Origin of the sequence: Acinetobacter sp. SWAC5 (genome assembly GCF_003419885.1) — a bacterium.
GTDB lineage: Bacteria > Pseudomonadota > Gammaproteobacteria > Pseudomonadales > Moraxellaceae > Acinetobacter > Acinetobacter cumulans.
In genome coordinates, this window is record NZ_QUWR01000014.1 from 17,153 (window position 1) to 34,182 (window position 17,030).

General features: G+C 40.1%; 17 protein-coding genes. 12 read left to right on the plus strand and 5 right to left on the minus strand.

The window, feature by feature from the left end:
• Window positions 1-16: 16 nt before the first annotated feature.
• From DYI81_RS11210 to DYI81_RS11220, 3 genes are all read right to left on the minus strand, one after another.
• A complete protein-coding gene (locus tag DYI81_RS11210) occupies window positions 17-460 on the minus strand; it encodes a GNAT family N-acetyltransferase (RefSeq protein ID WP_106985825.1) in 444 nt (147 codons plus the stop codon).
• 93 nt (window positions 461-553) lie between these two features.
• Window positions 554-895, minus strand: coding sequence for a type II toxin-antitoxin system RelB/DinJ family antitoxin (locus DYI81_RS11215; protein ID WP_117007552.1), 342 nt, complete (start codon window positions 893-895; stop codon window positions 554-556).
• Between the two features lie 106 nt (window positions 896-1,001).
• A complete protein-coding gene (locus DYI81_RS11220; RefSeq protein WP_240627401.1) occupies window positions 1,002-1,913 on the minus strand; it encodes a pseudouridine synthase in 912 nt (303 codons plus the stop codon).
• Between the two features lie 129 nt (window positions 1,914-2,042).
• On the opposite strand from DYI81_RS11220, the gene tsaE reads away from it, so the two are divergent.
• The 4 genes from tsaE (at window position 2,043) to hfq (ending at window position 6,048) form a co-directional block, all read left to right on the plus strand.
• Window positions 2,043-2,513, plus strand: coding sequence for a tRNA (adenosine(37)-N6)-threonylcarbamoyltransferase complex ATPase subunit type 1 TsaE (gene tsaE, locus DYI81_RS11225; RefSeq protein WP_106985822.1), 471 nt, complete (start codon window positions 2,043-2,045; stop codon window positions 2,511-2,513).
• Complete coding sequence (gene mutL / locus DYI81_RS11230; RefSeq protein ID WP_117007554.1) at window positions 2,510-4,489, plus strand: DNA mismatch repair endonuclease MutL; 1,980 nt, start codon at window positions 2,510-2,512, stop codon at window positions 4,487-4,489. Before tsaE ends, mutL begins: the two co-directional genes overlap by 4 nt.
• 6 nt (window positions 4,490-4,495) lie before the next feature.
• Window positions 4,496-5,440: a tRNA (adenosine(37)-N6)-dimethylallyltransferase MiaA gene (miaA, locus tag DYI81_RS11235; protein WP_117007555.1), complete on the plus strand. Its 945-nt coding sequence runs from the start codon at window positions 4,496-4,498 to the stop codon at window positions 5,438-5,440.
• A gap of 92 nt (window positions 5,441-5,532) precedes the next feature.
• Window positions 5,533-6,048 carry an RNA chaperone Hfq gene (gene hfq, locus DYI81_RS11240; protein ID WP_117007556.1) on the plus strand — a complete coding sequence of 172 codons (516 nt, stop codon included), beginning with the start codon at window positions 5,533-5,535 and terminating at the stop codon, window positions 6,046-6,048.
• A 107-nt stretch (window positions 6,049-6,155) separates the two neighbouring features.
• On the opposite strand, the gene DYI81_RS11245 is transcribed toward hfq, so the two are convergent.
• Together DYI81_RS11245 and lptD are read right to left on the minus strand one after the other, a co-directional pair.
• Window positions 6,156-7,475 (minus strand): peptidylprolyl isomerase, encoded by a 1,320-nt coding sequence (locus DYI81_RS11245; protein WP_117007557.1) that lies wholly within the window; start codon window positions 7,473-7,475, stop codon window positions 6,156-6,158.
• Window positions 7,475-9,958 (minus strand): LPS assembly protein LptD, encoded by a 2,484-nt coding sequence (lptD, locus tag DYI81_RS11250; protein WP_117007558.1) that lies wholly within the window; start codon window positions 9,956-9,958, stop codon window positions 7,475-7,477. The genes DYI81_RS11245 and lptD overlap by 1 nt, the downstream gene beginning before the upstream one ends.
• 120 nt (window positions 9,959-10,078) lie before the next feature.
• On the opposite strand from lptD, the gene DYI81_RS11255 reads away from it, so the two are divergent.
• From DYI81_RS11255 to msbA, 8 genes are all read left to right on the plus strand, one after another.
• Window positions 10,079-11,092, plus strand: a complete 1,014-nt coding sequence (locus DYI81_RS11255; RefSeq protein ID WP_117007559.1) for a phosphotransferase — start codon at window positions 10,079-10,081, stop codon at window positions 11,090-11,092.
• The gene (gene murU, locus DYI81_RS11260; protein WP_117007560.1) at window positions 11,092-11,781 is read left to right on the plus strand and encodes an N-acetylmuramate alpha-1-phosphate uridylyltransferase MurU; all 690 of its coding nucleotides are present in this window, start codon (window positions 11,092-11,094) and stop codon (window positions 11,779-11,781) included. Before DYI81_RS11255 ends, murU begins: the two co-directional genes overlap by 1 nt.
• An 85-nt stretch (window positions 11,782-11,866) precedes the next feature.
• Window positions 11,867-12,499 carry a 16S rRNA (guanine(527)-N(7))-methyltransferase RsmG gene (gene rsmG, locus DYI81_RS11265; RefSeq protein WP_117007561.1) on the plus strand — a complete coding sequence of 211 codons (633 nt, stop codon included), beginning with the start codon at window positions 11,867-11,869 and terminating at the stop codon, window positions 12,497-12,499.
• 25 nt (window positions 12,500-12,524) lie between these two features.
• Window positions 12,525-13,307 carry a ParA family protein gene (locus DYI81_RS11270; RefSeq protein ID WP_106985814.1) on the plus strand — a complete coding sequence of 261 codons (783 nt, stop codon included), beginning with the start codon at window positions 12,525-12,527 and terminating at the stop codon, window positions 13,305-13,307.
• Entirely contained in the window at window positions 13,304-14,191 is an 888-nt protein-coding gene (locus DYI81_RS11275; RefSeq protein WP_117007562.1) for a ParB/RepB/Spo0J family partition protein, read from the plus strand. Before DYI81_RS11270 ends, DYI81_RS11275 begins: the two co-directional genes overlap by 4 nt.
• 31 nt (window positions 14,192-14,222) lie before the next feature.
• The gene (locus DYI81_RS11280) at window positions 14,223-14,870 is read left to right on the plus strand and encodes a MotA/TolQ/ExbB proton channel family protein (RefSeq protein WP_117007563.1); all 648 of its coding nucleotides are present in this window, start codon (window positions 14,223-14,225) and stop codon (window positions 14,868-14,870) included.
• An 8-nt stretch (window positions 14,871-14,878) separates the two neighbouring features.
• Entirely contained in the window at window positions 14,879-15,301 is a 423-nt protein-coding gene (locus DYI81_RS11285) for a biopolymer transporter ExbD (RefSeq protein ID WP_117007564.1), read from the plus strand.
• Complete coding sequence (msbA, locus tag DYI81_RS11290; protein WP_117007565.1) at window positions 15,301-17,028, plus strand: lipid A export permease/ATP-binding protein MsbA; 1,728 nt, start codon at window positions 15,301-15,303, stop codon at window positions 17,026-17,028. The genes DYI81_RS11285 and msbA overlap by 1 nt, the downstream gene beginning before the upstream one ends.
• Window positions 17,029-17,030: the final 2 nt, after the last annotated feature.

The window sequence follows — 17,030 nt, forward strand, 5'->3', positions numbered from 1 at the left end:
GATAACTATTTGGGGCTTATTTTAAAAAACAATGGTAGGTTTGAAATTCTTCATCTTTTACAAAACCCATAGACTCATATAATGCATGCGATTGAAAATTATTCTTTTGTGTTTCTAAGCTAATACGCTGCGCATTTTCATGGCGTGCAAATAAGATTGCAGTATCAATCAGTTGTTTGGCAGAGCCTTGACGTCTAAAGGCAGGTCGGACATAAACATCATCTAAGAGATAATAACGAGAACAAGCAACAGAAGAAAAACCTAAATACAGTAAGACAAAGCCCGTAAATAGATCATCTTTAATATGAATGAAAATCACACTTTCTTGATTAGCAAAGCGTTGTTTTAAAAACTGAAAAGAAAGGTCTAAATTGGAAGAAGCACCATAAAACTGGCGATATTCATCAAATAATATTGCAAGTTGCTTTAAATCTGATTCTACAGCGCGTCTTACAATCATGCTTTACTCCATGCTTAAAATTAGAGGGTTGCATGAAGCATAACGAATATTTAAAAAACTGTGATTTTTAAATTGTTTAAAAATACGACAGTGTTAAGTTTTGTCACCTTCGCCCAAAATGGCATTGAGTTCCTCAAAGATATCTAAATGCTCATCATCTAAATCTATGTCGTTCGAAGTCATCATATTGTCTGCATCTGTTGTTGCTGCAGATGATTTCGCATCTTGTTGCTTCAGTTTGCGTAAACGAATTAATTGTTCGAGATTGATGTTTTGATTTTCAATCGAAAAGGGGATAGATTTTGTAAGTACAACTTGCTTGAAAAACAGGCGCACAGCTTGAGCTGGTGTAATCCCCAGTTGTTTAAATACCGCAAATGCTTGTTTCTTTTCTTGGGAATCCAAGCGGATTTGGTAGACTTCAGTTTTTCTCATAATTTTAGAAAGCTTTTAAATACTTAACTTTTCGCATTTATTTTAATCTATTACACGCCAAATTCAATCCTTCAACTCATAAAAATATGAATTATTTGTAATGACATTAAGATGACAGTGTGAGGTCAAATGTGGAGCTTAAAGAGATCTGCTGTTTAGATACAGGGTCTATAAACTCGATATGCTTGGCCAGTAATTGTAGTGGTGCACTAAAGTCATGATCATCTTTGTGCTTGACTTGCGGATAAAATGGGTCATTTTGAATCGGAATACCCAAGTGGCTAAGGTGTAAACGGAGTTGGTGTTGTTTACCAGTATGGGGGTTGAGTAAGTATTTTGCCCACTGCTGATTATGCTCTAAGAGTTGAATTTCTGTTTCACTATTGGCTACGCCTTCTATTTGACGCATGGTATAAAACGGCTCACCTTTTTCCATTCTTAAACGAAGCGTAAGTGGCAGTTTTAAAGTGGGTAGATAGGGTGCAATCGCATGATAGGTTTTTTGCACTTTACGATCGGCAAATAACTGCTGATAGATACCGCGACTTTCAATGCACTTTGAAAATAAAACAATCCCTGCAGTTTCACGGTCAAGACGATGAATTGGCGTGAGATGCTCAATGCTAGTTTGTTTCTTTAAGCGAACCAAAAGCGTTTCTTGTACATATTGTCCTGTGGGACTAATAGTGAGAAAGTGGGGTTTGTCTACGGCAATAAAGTGTTCATTTTCAAAAATAATATGGTGTTCAAAAGGCACATGAATTTCATGTGTTAAAAACCGATAGTAAAACACGTGGCTATTTGGCTGAAAGGGACTATTTGCATTGAGTTTTTGCCCTTGCGCATCAAAGATCAGCCCATCTTGAAAACGTTGTAACCATTCTTGCGCCTCAATATGTGGAAATTCAAGGCATAAGTATTGGTAAACGCTCTGAGGTTGTGGCTGTAAAGCTTTTAAAAACACTTTACTGGCACTTACGCCATTAATCATAGGTGGTATGAAATTAGAAAGAAGCATGGGCATATTCAATAGGAGATGATGAGAGCGTTAAGCCGTGAAAAAATACACAAACTGATAGGCGAAAATAGGCTTTTAAAGCCATGCAATGCTATCATAATCAATCTTTATATTGGTGTCGTGAGTATTATGCAGTATTCATTTAATTTGGTTTTAAACAATGAAGAAGATACACAGAACTTAGCACAAGTTTTGGCACAGCATTTTAACTCAGGTGTTATACATTTAATTGGTGACCTCGGTGCAGGAAAAACAACCTTAACACGTTATTTTATGCAAGCTTTGGGACATCAAGGTGCGGTAAAAAGCCCAACTTATACCTTGGTTGAACCCTATAATATCCAAGGGCAAGATATTTTTCATTTTGACTTGTATCGTTTAAATGATCCTTATGAATTAGAACTGATGGGTATTCGCGATTATCTCGAAACCCCAAATGCGTTATTTTTGTTTGAATGGCCATCGAAAGGTGGTGATGAAATTCCTGCGCCAGAATTGTTGATTAATATTGAAAAGTCTGAAGATGAGCTAACGCGCTATGCGACTTTAAGCTTTGCTTCAGACAGTTTAAAAACAGCTTTAGAGAACCGTTTTTCATGAGTGAATTGAGTGTACGCCGTATTCGCACACTTGAGCCTGCATTAGCTAACCAAATTGCAGCAGGTGAAGTGATTGAACGCCCTTCATCTGTGGTCAAAGAATTACTGGAAAATGCCATTGATGCAGGAACCACAGAACTGATTGTTCGGGTTGAGCAGGGTGGCAGTACACTCATTGAAATTATAGATAATGGCCGTGGCATTCACCCTGAAGATTTACCTTTAGCTGTGATGCGTCATGCAACCAGTAAAATTCAGTCAGCTGAAGATTTGCATGCAATTGTCAGTCTTGGCTTTCGTGGCGAAGCCTTAGCTTCGATTGCAGCTGTATCTCGCTTAACCTTAACCAGTAGTCAGACGGATGAAGGCGTAGGTTATCAGGTAGAGGTAAATGGTACGGCATTTGATCATCAACAAATTCAAGCAGTAGCAGCGCCACGGGGCACACACATTCGGGTGCAAGATTTATTTTTTAATGTCCCTGCACGACGTAAATTTTTAAAGAAACCCGGTACTGAGTTTGGTCATATTGAAGAAATCGTGCGTCGTCTAGCGCTGACCCATTTTGATATTCGTTTTGTACTTGAACATAACAACAGTATTAAGCTGAATTTACCTATAGCTGATAGTGGTGAACTACGGTTTCAGCGGGTACAGCAGCTCTTAGGGCGTCAGTTTACTGAAAATGCATATTGGATGGATGCAGATAGCATCAGTATGCGTTTGAGCGGTTGGTTAGGCCATCCATCTGATGCGCGAGCGCAGGCAGATTTACAATATGTATATGTGAATGGCCGTATTGTGAAAGATAAGACAATTTCTCATGCTTTGCGTATGGCTTATGAGGGAATTTTGCATGGGCATCAACATGCGGCCTATTTGCTCTTTTTAGAAGTTGACCCTGAAAATATTGATGTCAATGTTCATCCAACCAAACATGAAATTCGTTTTTTAAACCAACGCGAAGTGCATGAGTTTGTGCGACATTCTGCAAAAAAAACCTTGGCTCAATTTCAAACGGCTTCAGCAGAATTATCCTCTGCAATGAAGCAAGATATTGAACAGCCAATTGTACAGCATGCGCCTCAACCACGTTATCAAGAGCAGTTTGACTTGCATAAGCAGGCCACTACGCAAGCTCAGACTTTGACGCCGACAATGCCGCAGCATGATGAAAACTTTCAGTTTGCTCAGACTGTACCAGAAATGCGCCGTGATGCTACACAAGCGACAGCGACTGCTTATCAGTACAATGCACAATTAGGTGGCTCAGCACGGCTAAATAACGCTTTGCAAAGTTATTTGGCACCACTTCGAGCAACTGAAGATGCATCGAGTGCTACAGCGCAAGAGATGAGTTTAGAGGCACATATTGCGTCTAAAGTAGATGAGCATCCATTGGGTATTGCGATTGCGCAGCTACATGGTATTTATATTTTGGCGCAAAATACTGAAGGTTTGATTATTGTTGATATGCATGCCGCGCATGAGCGTATTGTGTTGCAACAAATGAAAGCTGCTTGGGATAAGCCTGAATTTTGGATGTCACAGCAGCTATTAATTCCTAAAGTGGTTCCTATTAGTCGCATGCAAGCGATGCGAGTTGATGATCTAAGAGATCAATTGGCTCGTTTTGGCTTGGAAATCGATCAATATGGTGATGAGCAAGTGATTGTACGTGGTGTGCCTGCGATTTTACATAAAGCAAATCTGGAAGCCTTAGTACCTGAATTGCTAAATGATTTAGATCCGACTGATCAAGTGCAAGGTTTATTACAACGTCGCGATGAAATTTTAGCGGGTATGGCTTGTCATGGGGCAGTACGCGCACATCGAATACTCAGCCTTTCTGAAATGAATGCTTTGCTTCGTCAAATGGAGCAAACCGAATTTGCCAGCCAATGTAATCATGGCCGTCCTACATGGCGTGCCTTTCCATTGGCTCAACTTGATAAACTTTTTGCTCGAGGAGAGTAGTTTTACATGTCAAATCAATTGCCGGTCATCAATTTAATGGGACCAACTGCAAGCGGGAAAACTGCTTTGGCATGCGAATTATACGAGCAAGGTGATTTTGAGTTGATTTCCGTCGATTCTGCGCTGGTTTACCAAGATATGGATATTGGTACGGCAAAGCCGACAAAAGATGAATTGGCTCAATTCCCGCATCATTTGATTGATATTATTTCACCACTTGAAGTGTATTCAGCGGCAAGCTTTGTTGAAGATGCATCTGCACTGATTGATGATATGCACACACGTGGAAAAACCCCAATATTAGTGGGTGGAACCATGTTGTATTTCAAAGCATTGCTTGAAGGTTTATCGAGTAACTTGCCAAGTGCAGATTATGCAGTACGCGCAGAAATTGAAGCGATGGGTGAACGAGATGGCTGGGATGCTGTATATGCGCATTTGTGTCAGGTTGACCCATTGGCAGGTCAGAAATTTAAGGTGAGTGATAAGCAACGCATTATTCGCGCACTCGAAGTATTTAAGCTGACAGGTAAACCAATTACACAGCTTCAAGCTGAACAACCGAAGAACTTACCATATCGATACACTTTTCATAATTACGCTTTGCTACCTGATCGTATAGAGTTGCATAAAAGAATAGAAAAACGTCTCGAGATTATGTGGGATATCGGATTTTTAAATGAGGTTGAAGAACTCATGAAAAAATACGATTTAAACGAGGATTTACCTTCGATGCGCTCAGTCGGGTATCGACAAGCCATGGAATTTTTAAAAAATAGTGATAAAAGTATCGTAAATCGTAAAGAAATGGAGGATAGAGCTCTATTTGCAACACGACAACTTGCAAAACGTCAATACACATGGTTAAGATCTTTGCAAGAAACGCATAAATTTACAACATATTTAACGATTAAGCAGGCTCAAGAAGACTTGCGAAACTGTTACGGATAAAGCAAAATTTGGGTACTACCTTTTTTATAATTTTTAATTGAAAAATCAAAGGTAGTTTTTGCGCTGATTTTTAAATTTTTTGGAGTTATAACATGTCTAAAGGTCAAACTTTACAAGATCCGTTCTTGAATTCTCTCCGTAAGGAACGTATTCCTGTTTCTATTTTCCTTGTGAACGGTATTAAGTTACAAGGTCATATTGAATCTTTTGACCAATATGTAGTTTTATTAAAAAATACTGTAAGCCAAATGGTTTACAAACATGCGATTTCTACAGTAGTTCCTGCACGTAATCCACGTCCTGCTGGTGCTCCTGCTGGTGCTCAAGGCGCGGCTGGCTTTGGCGGTCAACAAGGTGGCTTCGGTGGCGGTCAACAAGGCGGTTTCGGTGGCGGTCAACAAGGTGGCTTCGGTGGTCAAGGTGGCTTCGGTGGTCAAGGTGGCTTCGGTGGTCAAGGTGGCTTCGGTGGTCAAGGTGGCTTCGGCGGTCAAGGTGGCTTCGGCGGTCAAGGTGGCTTCGGTGGCCAAGGTGGCTTCGGTGGTCAATCTGCTGGCTTTGATGGCGAGTCAAAATTTGAAGATTCTCAAGAAGACGAAAATAATCGTTAATTGATACTTCATAAAAAAGCCTCTCAATTGAGAGGCTTTTTTATGACTTAATTTTAAAAATTAAGAAAAAAAACCAGCATCGAGTGCTGGTTTTTTTTGCTCTAATATTAAGAGCGATTATTTTTACGATCTAAAGAAGGATCTTTGATGTCTACAAAAGCATTGTTACGCGTTTCACGTAACCAGCTGTCTAATTCAGCATCAAATTGACGTTCTCCAAGAATCTGGCGGGCCATGCGTTCTTGGTATTCTTTCGTCATGTCTTGTTGGCGAGTGTCTGTCACTTGCAGAATATGCCAACCAAATTGAGTTTGGAAAGGTTCAGTAATTTGGCCTTTTGGCGTAGATTGCATTTTTGCATCAAATTCTGGAACCATCATACCAGGCGTTACCCAGCCCAAGCTACCGCCATCACGTGCAGAACCAGGGTCATTGGAGAAAGTTCCTGCCAAAACTGCAAAGTCTTCCCCATTTTTTAAACGTGTATAAATACTATCAATTTGCTGTTTAGCATCTTCAGGGCTAACCACTTCAGAAGGTTGGATCAGAATGTGGCGAGTTTGAAATTGTGAAACAATCGCTTTTTGGTCTGCGCCTTTGCGTTCAATAAGCTTTAAGACATGAGTACCATCACGTACAGGAATCAGTTCTGTGGTTTGGCCTTCTTGGAGTGTACTCACACGTGCAGCTAATTCAGCAGGGATGTCTGATAAGCTACGGAAACCCATATCTGCGCCTTCAACTTTAACACCATTGGTACTAAATTTTTGATTAATGGCTTTAACATCATTGGAGTTATTGAGTTCGGCTTTCACTAGATTTGCTGTTTTTTCTACAGCGGCTTGGTCTGTTCCAGAAATACGAACATGTAACACATGCGCTTGACTGCCAATGGCAGCTTGGCCTTGCGGTGAGTTTAAGAAGTTTTTTACGTCCGAATCAGAAATGTGAATACGTGAAGTCACAATTTGTTGGCGTAAGCGATTAATCGCTAAATCTTCTGCAATACGATTGCGTAGACCTGCATAAGTATTCGGTGATAGGGCATCTAATTTTTGTTGGAAAGCTTCAAGACTAGTAGAACCTGAATCTTTAGCAACCTTTAATACAGCTTCATTAAGGCTTTTTTCATCTGGTTTAATGTTATAGCGCTTTACCTGTTCTAATTGTGCTTGGCGCGCAATCAGCTGTTCAAGTGCTTGTTGTTGTAAATATTGTTCTGGTGGAACAGTTTTTTTCTGTGCCTGTAATTGGTGTGTGAGTTCTGAAATGCTTTGCTCTAAGTCACTGCGTAAAATCACACTATTATCGACAACAGCAACAACTTCATCTTTAGGTTGGCCAGCAGCAAAAACAGGTACTGCAGCACTCAAACAAAGTGCGAGCGTTGTTGCTTTAAAAATGCGTTTTAATTGTGTTGTCTTCATTAACGTTCAGTCCAATTTTGATTGATATTGTTAAAACCTAAAATACGGTTTTCAAGCAATGATGAAAGTTTGTTATTAAAGCCACCTAAGTCTTTTAAGGTGAACTCAGCCATAATGGCACGTTTTGGGTTAACACCGTCATCTTTCACGTTATCTAAGTCGTTGTAGTATGAACGACCATAGACAGAAACACCCCAACAGCATGATTCATAGTTCACGCCAAGCAGATATTCACGGGCAACACTGTTGTCTAAGTCATATTGTGCATGACCAATAATACGCCAGTTATTGTGTACAGGTTGAATAAATGACGCTACTACTTGATCGTAGTGATCTTGGCGGTTTGGAATAGCACGACGGTTAAAATAGCCTAGGTTGTATAGGCTACCCTTATCACTTGTGTAATAGGCTTGAATATCACGTTCGGCATTATCACCGTTTGCCATCCATGCACTATTGGCATTGATGGTAAAGCGCTCTGATAATTGGCTAGTTAAGCTAACAACAGGGCCAGTGTGTCGTTCACGATCAAAATCATCGCTGGTGTTGTTGAGTGTGACACGACGATCTTCAAAGTAGAAGCTTTGACCAACACTTGCTTTTAAGCGTTCTAAGCCAACATCATCAAACAAGCTATAACTTAAGCCTAATGATGTGAAGTTGTTGTCTTCTAAGCGGTCATGACCATAGAAGCGGTATGGGCTAAATAATTGGTCATAGCTTACAGAGGCTGTAGCAGAGTCAAAGTTTGGGTGTGAGTCCTGATTGCGATATGGTGAATATGCGTAGAACACACGCGGTGTTAAAGTCTGTAAGAACTTACCTTGCTTTTCAAAGATTAAGCCAGCATCTAAAGTAAATTGTGGTACGGTAATAGATTTGGTTTCATTTGAAGAGTTGGTTTGTACAGCGTTGTTACCATTGCTTTGTAAGTAGTCAATCGTGTTCTTATCAAAGAAGGTGTTGACGTTACGTACAGTTGCTTCAGGAATCACAAATGCAAAAGGGGTGCGATAGTTGTAACGAACAGAGAAGTCGTTATAAATACGCGTACCGCTTGGCTCAAACGAATTTAAATTATTGTTATAAATGCTGTAGTCATTAATGTCTTTTTTGAAGTAAGCCGTGTCGTGGTTAAACTCATATTGTAAACCGAGTGGATTACCCGTTTTATAGTTAACCAAGAATTGCGGTAAACGCGCGTAAGGGCGATCTTCGTCTTTTACGGTTTTATCTAATGTTTGGAAGTCTTCGACTTTAAGCTGAGCCTTTAAACCAGGAATACCGTGTTTGTAGTTCAGTTCCCAAGCACGACGTAAGTTTAGGTCGGTTCTAGAGTTTGGGTTGTTATTTAAATCTGCAAAATAGTCTTTATCAGAGGCGTAGTTATAATCGAGGTTCGTACTAAATTGGTCGTTAATTTGCCAATTGTGTTCAGCGTGTAAGAATTTTCGATCTTTATCGTTGTAGCCACTATCTGATGGTAATGCACCCCCAGAAATTAAGCCTTGTCCAAAGTTTTGGGTAAGGTAACGGAATTCAGCTTCAAGCATTGCACCGCGGTCTGCCAAGAAACGAGGTGTAATAGTGGCATCGTAATTGGGTGCTAAATTTAAATAAACAGGTACACCAAGCTCTAAACCACCATCATTGGTAAAACCAAAGCTTGGAGTCAAAATACCCGTGGTACGACGCTCATCAATTGGGAAGTTGAAATATGGAACGGCCATCACTGGCACGTCTTTTACATAAAGTTTAGTGCCTTTGGTTTCACCACGACCCGTTTCTTGATTCAGCTTAATATGGTCTGCTTGAATTTTCCAAGTGGGCTTTTCATCTGGTGGACATGTGGTGTAGGTTGCGTTATCCAATTCCAGTGTAGATGTTGATGTACGTGAAATTTTATCTGCACGGCCGTGAGCATGTTGCTGCTCAGCAATATAAAGGCTGTTATTTAAATCGCCTTGTTGGGTTTTGAGGTTGTAATCGACATTGTCACTTTGTGACAGTAGCCCAGATTGGGCCATTTGCACATTGCCTGACGCATTTGCATAGGTTTTAGTTTTATCAATTTTGATTTGATCAGCACGAATTTGACGGCCTTCTTGATCAATAACGACATTGCCTTCAAGAATTGAGTCGCCGTTTGGATCAAAATGACCATAATCTGCAGTAATTGTAGACGTTGCAGTTTCAGGAGAAGCTGCTTTTGTGTCTGAAGCAATTGGAGTTACCCAAGCACCTTGGCAATAAGCTGAACTCAGTTGATGGCCTTGGCGTTGCTGTGCTTCAGGCGCAGATTTATCTATATAGTATTGTTCAAAAAACTTTTGGCCAGGGTAGGTTTCAGTAATGCTTTTTTTAAGCTCTGCATTAGTGACAGTCGAAGCAGTCTGGTCAGCGGCATAGCCCGTGATGGAACTACCGCAAAGTAGAGTTAAGATCGCAGTCGCTAAAGGATTAAATTTAAACTGATGCTTCATTTGTCTCATTAACCAAGTATGCTTAATTGCAATTAATTATTGTCGCATCATAGAGAAAAAGTTGATAAGTGGCTACACTTAGCACTTTAAAAACTCAGCCTGTTTTAGAAATAATCGCAAATGAATACACAACGTGAACAATTGATACAATCATGGATGACATCTGTACTCGGTTCAGATCAATTTGAAACTCATTTTTTAGCAGGCGATGCTAGCTTTCGTCGTTATGCACGAATCAAATTGAATAATAAAACATTTATGCTCATGGATGCACCTCCAGAAAAAGAAGATTGTGTGCCTTTTGTGACGATTGATGAATTTTTCGATGCACATGGTGTACGTGTACCACATATTGTGGCGAAAGACTTTGATTTAGGTCTTTTATTGTTGGAAGATTTTGGTGATGTATTGCTGTCTACAAAATTAAATGACAAAACTGTAGATGCGCATTATGCACAAAGTTTCAAACAGTTAATTCAATTACAATCGATTGCGGGTCAAGGTCATTTCCCTGAGTATGCTTACGAAAAACTCATTTCAGAAATGGAATTACTTACAGATTGGCTACTTCCTTCACTTAAGATCCAACCAACTGAAGCTGAAAGTGCTTTAATTAAGCGAACTTTTGCTATTTTAGCCAATGCTGCTTTAGCACAGCCTCAAGTTATTGTGCATCGTGATTTTCATAGTCGTAATCTGATGTTATTGGAAGGTGAGTCAGAGCAAGGTGTCATTGATTTTCAAGATGCCGTAATTGGTGCAGATACTTACGATCTGATTTCGATTACACGAGATGCTTATGTGCAATGGAATCCTGAGCGTGTCTATACGTGGTTTAAAGTATTTTATGATCTACTTCCTGTGTCTGCAAAAGAAGGTCGTGACTTTGAGCAATTTAAAAAAGACGCAGATTTAATGGCAATTCAGCGCCATATTAAAATTTTGGGTATTTTTGTTCGCTTGTTTGAGCGTGATGGTAAGTCTGGTTATTTAAAAGATTTACCGCGTGTGATGTGGTATTTGCTCGAAGAAAGTAAGCCGTATGCAGAATTACAACCATTTATGCAGTTTATTCAGGCTAAAGTGTTGCCAAAATTTGAAGAGAAATATGGCAAATACGAGGTTGAAGCATAATGAAAGCCATGATTTTAGCTGCTGGGTTGGGCAACCGCATGCGACCTTTAACGCTATATAAACCGAAACCATTGTTGGAAGTGGGGGGTAAGCCTTTAATTGTTTGGCATATCGAGAAACTTAAATCTATTGGTGTGACTGAAATTGTAATTAACTCGGCATGGTTGGCGGATGTATTGATAGGCGCTCTCGGCGATGGTTCACAATTTGGTGTCGATCTACGTTGGACACGTGAATTGGAAGGTTTAGAAACAGCGGGCGGTATTATTAATGCCTTAGCACTTCTAGGGACAGAGCCATTTATTTTGGTCAATGGCGATGTGTGGACGACATTTGATTTTGCATCACTCTTAGATGTGCAACTAAATGATGATTTAGCACATTTAGTGTTTGTAGAAAATCCTGAGCAACATCCAAAGGGTGATTTTACCTTGGATGCTGGCCGTGCTTACACCTTTGAGCAGGCACATGCGGGAGAGGCACTCACTTATAGTGGAGTTGCTGTGATTGATCCTAAGATGTTCGATGGCCTAGAGGCGGGTAAACGTCCATTGGCGCCACTATTAAAACAGGCCATGCACGACGGAAAAATTGCTGCAGAAAAAATGCAGGCGGTTTGGGTAGATGTAGGCACTCCTGAGCGTTTAAGTGCACTAGATCTCCAGATTCGTGAAGGGATGTACGTTTAAGTGCATATTCGCTAGACACATCCTGCTGTGACAGGCAGGATAAATCGTTATACTTCCATCTAAATTTTCGAGACGTAAATTGGTTATGCATACTTTTTTTCAAGAACTCAAGCAAGGTAGTCAGGCTTTAGGTTTAAGCTTAAGCGATGAAGCTTTAAATTTATTACTCAAATACCAAGATGCTTTGGTGTTATGGAATAAAGCATATAACTTGACTGCGATTCGTGATCCAAAAGAAATGTTGGTTAAGCATTTACTAGATAGCCTTAGTATTTTAAAAGATTTACCTGCAGGTCGTCTTTTAGATATTGGTACAGGTGGGGGTATGCCGGGTATGATTATTGCCTTGTGTCAGCCTGAACGCCAATGTGTATTACTTGACTCAAATGGCAAGAAAATTCGCTTCTTAAAGCAATTTATTGCAGATTTAAAATTGAGTAATGTAGTCGCAGTACAAACACGTGTCGAAAATGAAGACAGCATTCAAGAGCTTGGTAAATTTGATGTCATTACCAGCCGTGCTTTTGCCTCATTAACAGATTTTATTCATGCATCACTTCCATTTATGCATGACAGCAGCATTATTGCTTCTATGAAAGGGCTAATTCCAAGCGAAGAAGTCGAAGCTTTTAAAGATAAATTTAGCTGTAAAATTATTGAGTTAAAAGTTCCACGTTTGGATGAACAGCGTCACTTGTTGCTGTTAAAACGTATTTAATTTTTTCAAAGGATTTGGGGTTACCATGGCACAGATTATTGCGATTGCGAACCAGAAAGGTGGTGTCGGTAAAACTACAACCGCAGTAAATTTGGCTGCATCATTGGCCGTACTTAAAAAACGCGTATTACTTGTGGATATGGATTCACAAGGCAATGCGACGATGGGTTCTGGCATTCAAAAAAATGATCTGCTGTATTCGGTAACTGATGTATTGCTGGGCGAAATGCCGATTGAAACAGCAATTAGTAAAGCTGAAGTTGGTTATAAGGTATTGGGTGCAAACCGTGATTTAGCGGGTGTTGAGCTTGCAATTGCGGAGCAACCTGGCCGTGAATTTATCTTACGTGAAGCCTTAAAAGAGGTTGAAGATAAATTTGATTATATTATCGTCGATTGCGCGCCAAGTTTAAGCTTGATTACGGTGAATGCTTTGGCTGCAGTGGATGGCGTGATTATTCCAATGCAATGTGAATACTACGCTTTGGAAGGTTTGGCTGATTTAACGCAAACGATTGATCGTATTCAGCAAGCATTAAACCCAGACTTACAAATTGTAGGTGTTTTACGCACCATGTATGATGCGCGAAATGCTTTGACACGTGATGTTTCAGCAGAACTAGAACAATATTTTGGCAAGAAGCTATATGAGACGGTTATTCCACGTAATATTCGTTTAGCAGAAGCACCTGCGCATGGTTTGCCAGTCATTTATTTTGAGAAAAGCTCGAAGGGTGCAGTGGCATATTTAAACCTTGCTGCTGAAATGTTAAAGAAAAGCAAAGTAAAAAAAGGAATTAAAGCATGACAGTAAAAAAACGCGGATTAGCGAAAGGTCGTGGTCTAGACGCGTTGCTTGGTTCCATTCAAAAAGAAAAGTTGCAACTCGAAGCACAATCTTTGGACCATGGTCAGCTCAAACAAATTGATGTTCATTTACTCAAACGTGGCGAATATCAGCCACGTCGTTATATTAATGAGCAAGACTTACAAGAATTAGCGGCATCAATCGAAAAGCACGGTGTGATGCAGCCAATTGTGATTCGTCCAATTGAAGATGAAAAGTACCTGTATGAAATTATTGCAGGTGAGCGTCGTTGGCGTGCCGCACAGTTGGCCGGTTTAACGGAAGTGCCTGCAATTGTTCGCGATTTAACGGACCAAGTTGCAATTGCTTTGGCTTTAATTGAAAACATTCAACGTCAAGACTTAAATCCAATTGATCAGGCGATGGCATTACAACGATTCCATGATGAGTTTGGTTTAAGCCATCAAGAAATTGCCGATACAGTGGGTAAAGCACGTACGACAGTAAGTAATTTACTACGCTTATTAACTTTGGCTGAGCCTGTAAAAGACTTTATGCAACAAAGCCTTTTAGACATGGGTCATGCACGTGCAATTTTGACGCTAAAAGCCAGAGATCAGCTTAAAGTGGCTGAACATGTGATTGAAAAGAGCTTGTCTGTGCGTCAAACCGAACAATTGGTGCGAGACATGAATGCGCCAAAACAAGTCAAAGAAAAACAAGCAGCATCTTCAGATATTCAGCAATTAACACAACGTTTATCTGATCGTTTTGGTGCCGATGTTAAAATCGACCATAACAAACAAGGCAAAGGCAAGTTGGTGATTAATTATCATTCACTCGAAGAGTTGGATGGTATTTTAAATATTTGCTTCGCAGATTAATTTTGTATTTCGATTTATTGGGGAAAATCAAATGTGGGAATTAGTCAAAGCAGGTGGGTGGCTGATGCTACCCTTGGTACTTTGTTCGATTTTTACCGTAGCTATTACGATTGAGCGATTTATTCGCTTGAAAAAATCGACAGTATTACCCACTGCATTGTTAATGAAAAAAAATCAAAGTGCAGATCAAGTTGTAAAGGTTATGCGCCAAAGCCAAGCGCTACAAGACAGTACGCTTGGCCGTATTTTTTTAGCTGGCTATGAAAGCAAAGACCAAGCACAGCAATATGCCAGTGCTCAAATGGAAGCTGTGGCTTCTCAAGAAATTGGGTTTTTAGAAAAAAATGTAAATTTCTTGGGCACACTAAGTGCAGTGGCGCCATTACTAGGTTTGTTAGGTACAGTGCTGGGTATTATTGAATCATTTTTAATGATTGATGTAGGTACGAATAGTGATCCAGTACTGATGATGCCGGGTATTTCAAAGGCTTTGATTACGACAGCGGCGGGTATGTTAATTGCAATTCCAGCATTATTCGCACATCGTTATTTTCAGCGTTTGGTGCAAGAATTTACAGCCGAACTTGAACAACAATCGACCTTATTTCATGCTGCATTATTTTATAAAGTAACACCTGTAGCTGAACGACAAGATCAAGACATGCCAAAAGCAAGCTGAGGTCTAAAATGAAGTTCAGACGCCGTCAAGTTGAAGATATTCATATCAACCTAACACCAATGATTGACTGTTTATTGTTTATCTTGGTGTTTTTGCTGTTGTCGACGTCATTTAACCAAATGAGTCGAATGAATTTAACCTTGCCAGATGCGCAGGGTGTGCCACCTAAGCACTATGATCAAAAAATTGAAGTGACGGTAGACGCTACTGGACACTATGCTGTGAATGGGCAGTCCTTAGAGGGGAAGGATACTGTAGATTTAAATATGGCAATTAAACAGATTTCTCATGATCGCCGTGATTTAATGTTTATTATTGCTGCGGATGCCAAGGCTGCACACCAAGATGTTATTCGTGTAATGGATGTTGCTGGTCAGTTAGGTTTCGTGAACGTTAATATTAGTACCAAAGTACCAACTCGAGGTTATTAGTGAAGCAAGATGTTAAGGTCTATCTGCGCCTGTTAAGCTATTTAAAGCAATTTTGGGGCGTAGCATTATTGGTTGTACTTGGTTTTGCGATCAATGCTGCAACAGAAGTTTCTGTGGCAAAATTGCTAGAGAAAATCATTAATGCGATTCAGAATAAAGACCAAAGCTTTACAACACTGTTTCCACTGCTAGTTGTGGTGCTGATGTTCTTCCGCGGTTTGGGTTTATTTATGGGTGGGTATTTCACGGCAGTGATTTCCCGTAATTTAATCTTTAATATCCGCCAAGAAGTATTTGCTAAGCTTATGCGATTGCCATCGCAGTATTATTTAGATAATTCGAGCGGCCATATTACTGCCAAAATTATGTATAACGTCGAGCAATTAACCGCTGCATCGACCGAATCATTAAAAACGTTATTACAACAAGGTTTAATTACACTGGCCTTAATGGGCTATTTAATTTATACCAATTGGCGTTTGACCTTAATTATTTTGGTATTTGGCCCTTTGATTGGCTTGTTGATTCGTAAGGCATCGAAACGGATGCGTAAACTATCGAATCAAGTACAAGATACGATGGGTGATGTAAACCATGTGGTGCAAGAAACTGTAAACGGCAATATGGTGGTCAAAGGTTTTGCTGGGCAAAGTTATGAACAACAACGTTTTCATGAAAGCTCAATGGAAAACTTACGCCGTGGCTTGAAAATGGTGGTGGTACAACAGCTGAATAGTCCAGTCGTACAGTTGATCATGTCTATTTCTTTGGCCATTATTATGTTTATTGCCCTAAGACCTGAGATTTTGCGTGAAACGTCTGCGGGTGAGTTTGTTGCCTACATTACTGCAGCGGGCATGTTGGCGAAGCCAATTCGTTCTTTAACGGATATTAACGAAAAAATTCAACGTGGTATGGCGGCTGCATATTCGGTTTTTGAATTATTGGATCTACCTGAAGAAGAAAATAAAGGCACATTAACACCTGCCTTAACAGGTGAAATTGAATTTAATAATGTGAACTTGACCTACTCAGATGGTTATCATGCAATTCATGACTTTAGCTTAAAAGTGAATGCGGGTGAAACGGTCGCTTTGGTTGGGCGGTCTGGTGCAGGTAAGACCTCATTGGTTAACTTACTTCTGCGCTATCAAGAGATTAGTTCGGGTCAGTTAAAGCTCGATCAAATGGATATTCATGATATTGAGCTGAATGCATTGCGGTCACAAATTTCAATGGTGAATCAGCAAGTGGTGCTTTTCAATCGTACGGTACGTGAAAATATTGCTTATGGTCAGTTGGGATCTGCTAGTGATGAGGAAGTGATTGCAGCTGCTAAAGCAGCGTATGCACACGACTTTATCATGAACTTACCACAAGGTTATGATACGCCATTAGGCGCGCAAGGCTTAAACTTGTCTGGTGGTCAGCGTCAACGTATTGCTATTGCTCGTGCAATATTAAAAAATGCGCCAATATTGATTTTGGATGAAGCAACCAGTGCTTTAGATAATGAATCGGAGTACTTTATTCAGCAAGCCTTTGATACTGCAATGAAAGATCGTACTACAATTGTGATTGCTCACCGATTGTCGACGATTGAAAATGCGGATCGTATTGTGGTGATGGATAAAGGCCTGATTGTAGAGCAAGGCACGCATGCAGAGTTGCTTGCAAAACAAGGTGCATATTTCCAATTACATCAGCGTAATTTTGAGGAGCACTAAGT

What these genes read in the sequence shown, in the direction of transcription:
- DYI81_RS11210 (WP_106985825.1), bottom strand. Translation starts at nt 460, where the DNA reads ATGATTGTAAGACGCGCTGTAGAATCAGATTTAAAGCAACTTGCAATA.
- DYI81_RS11215 (WP_117007552.1), bottom strand. Translation starts at nt 895, where the DNA reads ATGAGAAAAACTGAAGTCTACCAAATCCGCTTGGATTCCCAAGAAAAG.
- DYI81_RS11220 (WP_240627401.1), bottom strand. Translation starts at nt 1,913, where the DNA reads ATGCTTCTTTCTAATTTCATACCACCTATGATTAATGGCGTAAGTGCC.
- tsaE (WP_106985822.1), top strand. Translation starts at nt 2,043, where the DNA reads ATGCAGTATTCATTTAATTTGGTTTTAAACAATGAAGAAGATACACAG.
- mutL (WP_117007554.1), top strand. Translation starts at nt 2,510, where the DNA reads ATGAGTGAATTGAGTGTACGCCGTATTCGCACACTTGAGCCTGCATTA.
- miaA (WP_117007555.1), top strand. Translation starts at nt 4,496, where the DNA reads ATGTCAAATCAATTGCCGGTCATCAATTTAATGGGACCAACTGCAAGC.
- hfq (WP_117007556.1), top strand. Translation starts at nt 5,533, where the DNA reads ATGTCTAAAGGTCAAACTTTACAAGATCCGTTCTTGAATTCTCTCCGT.
- DYI81_RS11245 (WP_117007557.1), bottom strand. Translation starts at nt 7,475, where the DNA reads ATGAAGACAACACAATTAAAACGCATTTTTAAAGCAACAACGCTCGCA.
- lptD (WP_117007558.1), bottom strand. Translation starts at nt 9,958, where the DNA reads ATGAAGCATCAGTTTAAATTTAATCCTTTAGCGACTGCGATCTTAACT.
- DYI81_RS11255 (WP_117007559.1), top strand. Translation starts at nt 10,079, where the DNA reads ATGAATACACAACGTGAACAATTGATACAATCATGGATGACATCTGTA.
- murU (WP_117007560.1), top strand. Translation starts at nt 11,092, where the DNA reads ATGAAAGCCATGATTTTAGCTGCTGGGTTGGGCAACCGCATGCGACCT.
- rsmG (WP_117007561.1), top strand. Translation starts at nt 11,867, where the DNA reads ATGCATACTTTTTTTCAAGAACTCAAGCAAGGTAGTCAGGCTTTAGGT.
- DYI81_RS11270 (WP_106985814.1), top strand. Translation starts at nt 12,525, where the DNA reads ATGGCACAGATTATTGCGATTGCGAACCAGAAAGGTGGTGTCGGTAAA.
- DYI81_RS11275 (WP_117007562.1), top strand. Translation starts at nt 13,304, where the DNA reads ATGACAGTAAAAAAACGCGGATTAGCGAAAGGTCGTGGTCTAGACGCG.
- DYI81_RS11280 (WP_117007563.1), top strand. Translation starts at nt 14,223, where the DNA reads ATGTGGGAATTAGTCAAAGCAGGTGGGTGGCTGATGCTACCCTTGGTA.
- DYI81_RS11285 (WP_117007564.1), top strand. Translation starts at nt 14,879, where the DNA reads ATGAAGTTCAGACGCCGTCAAGTTGAAGATATTCATATCAACCTAACA.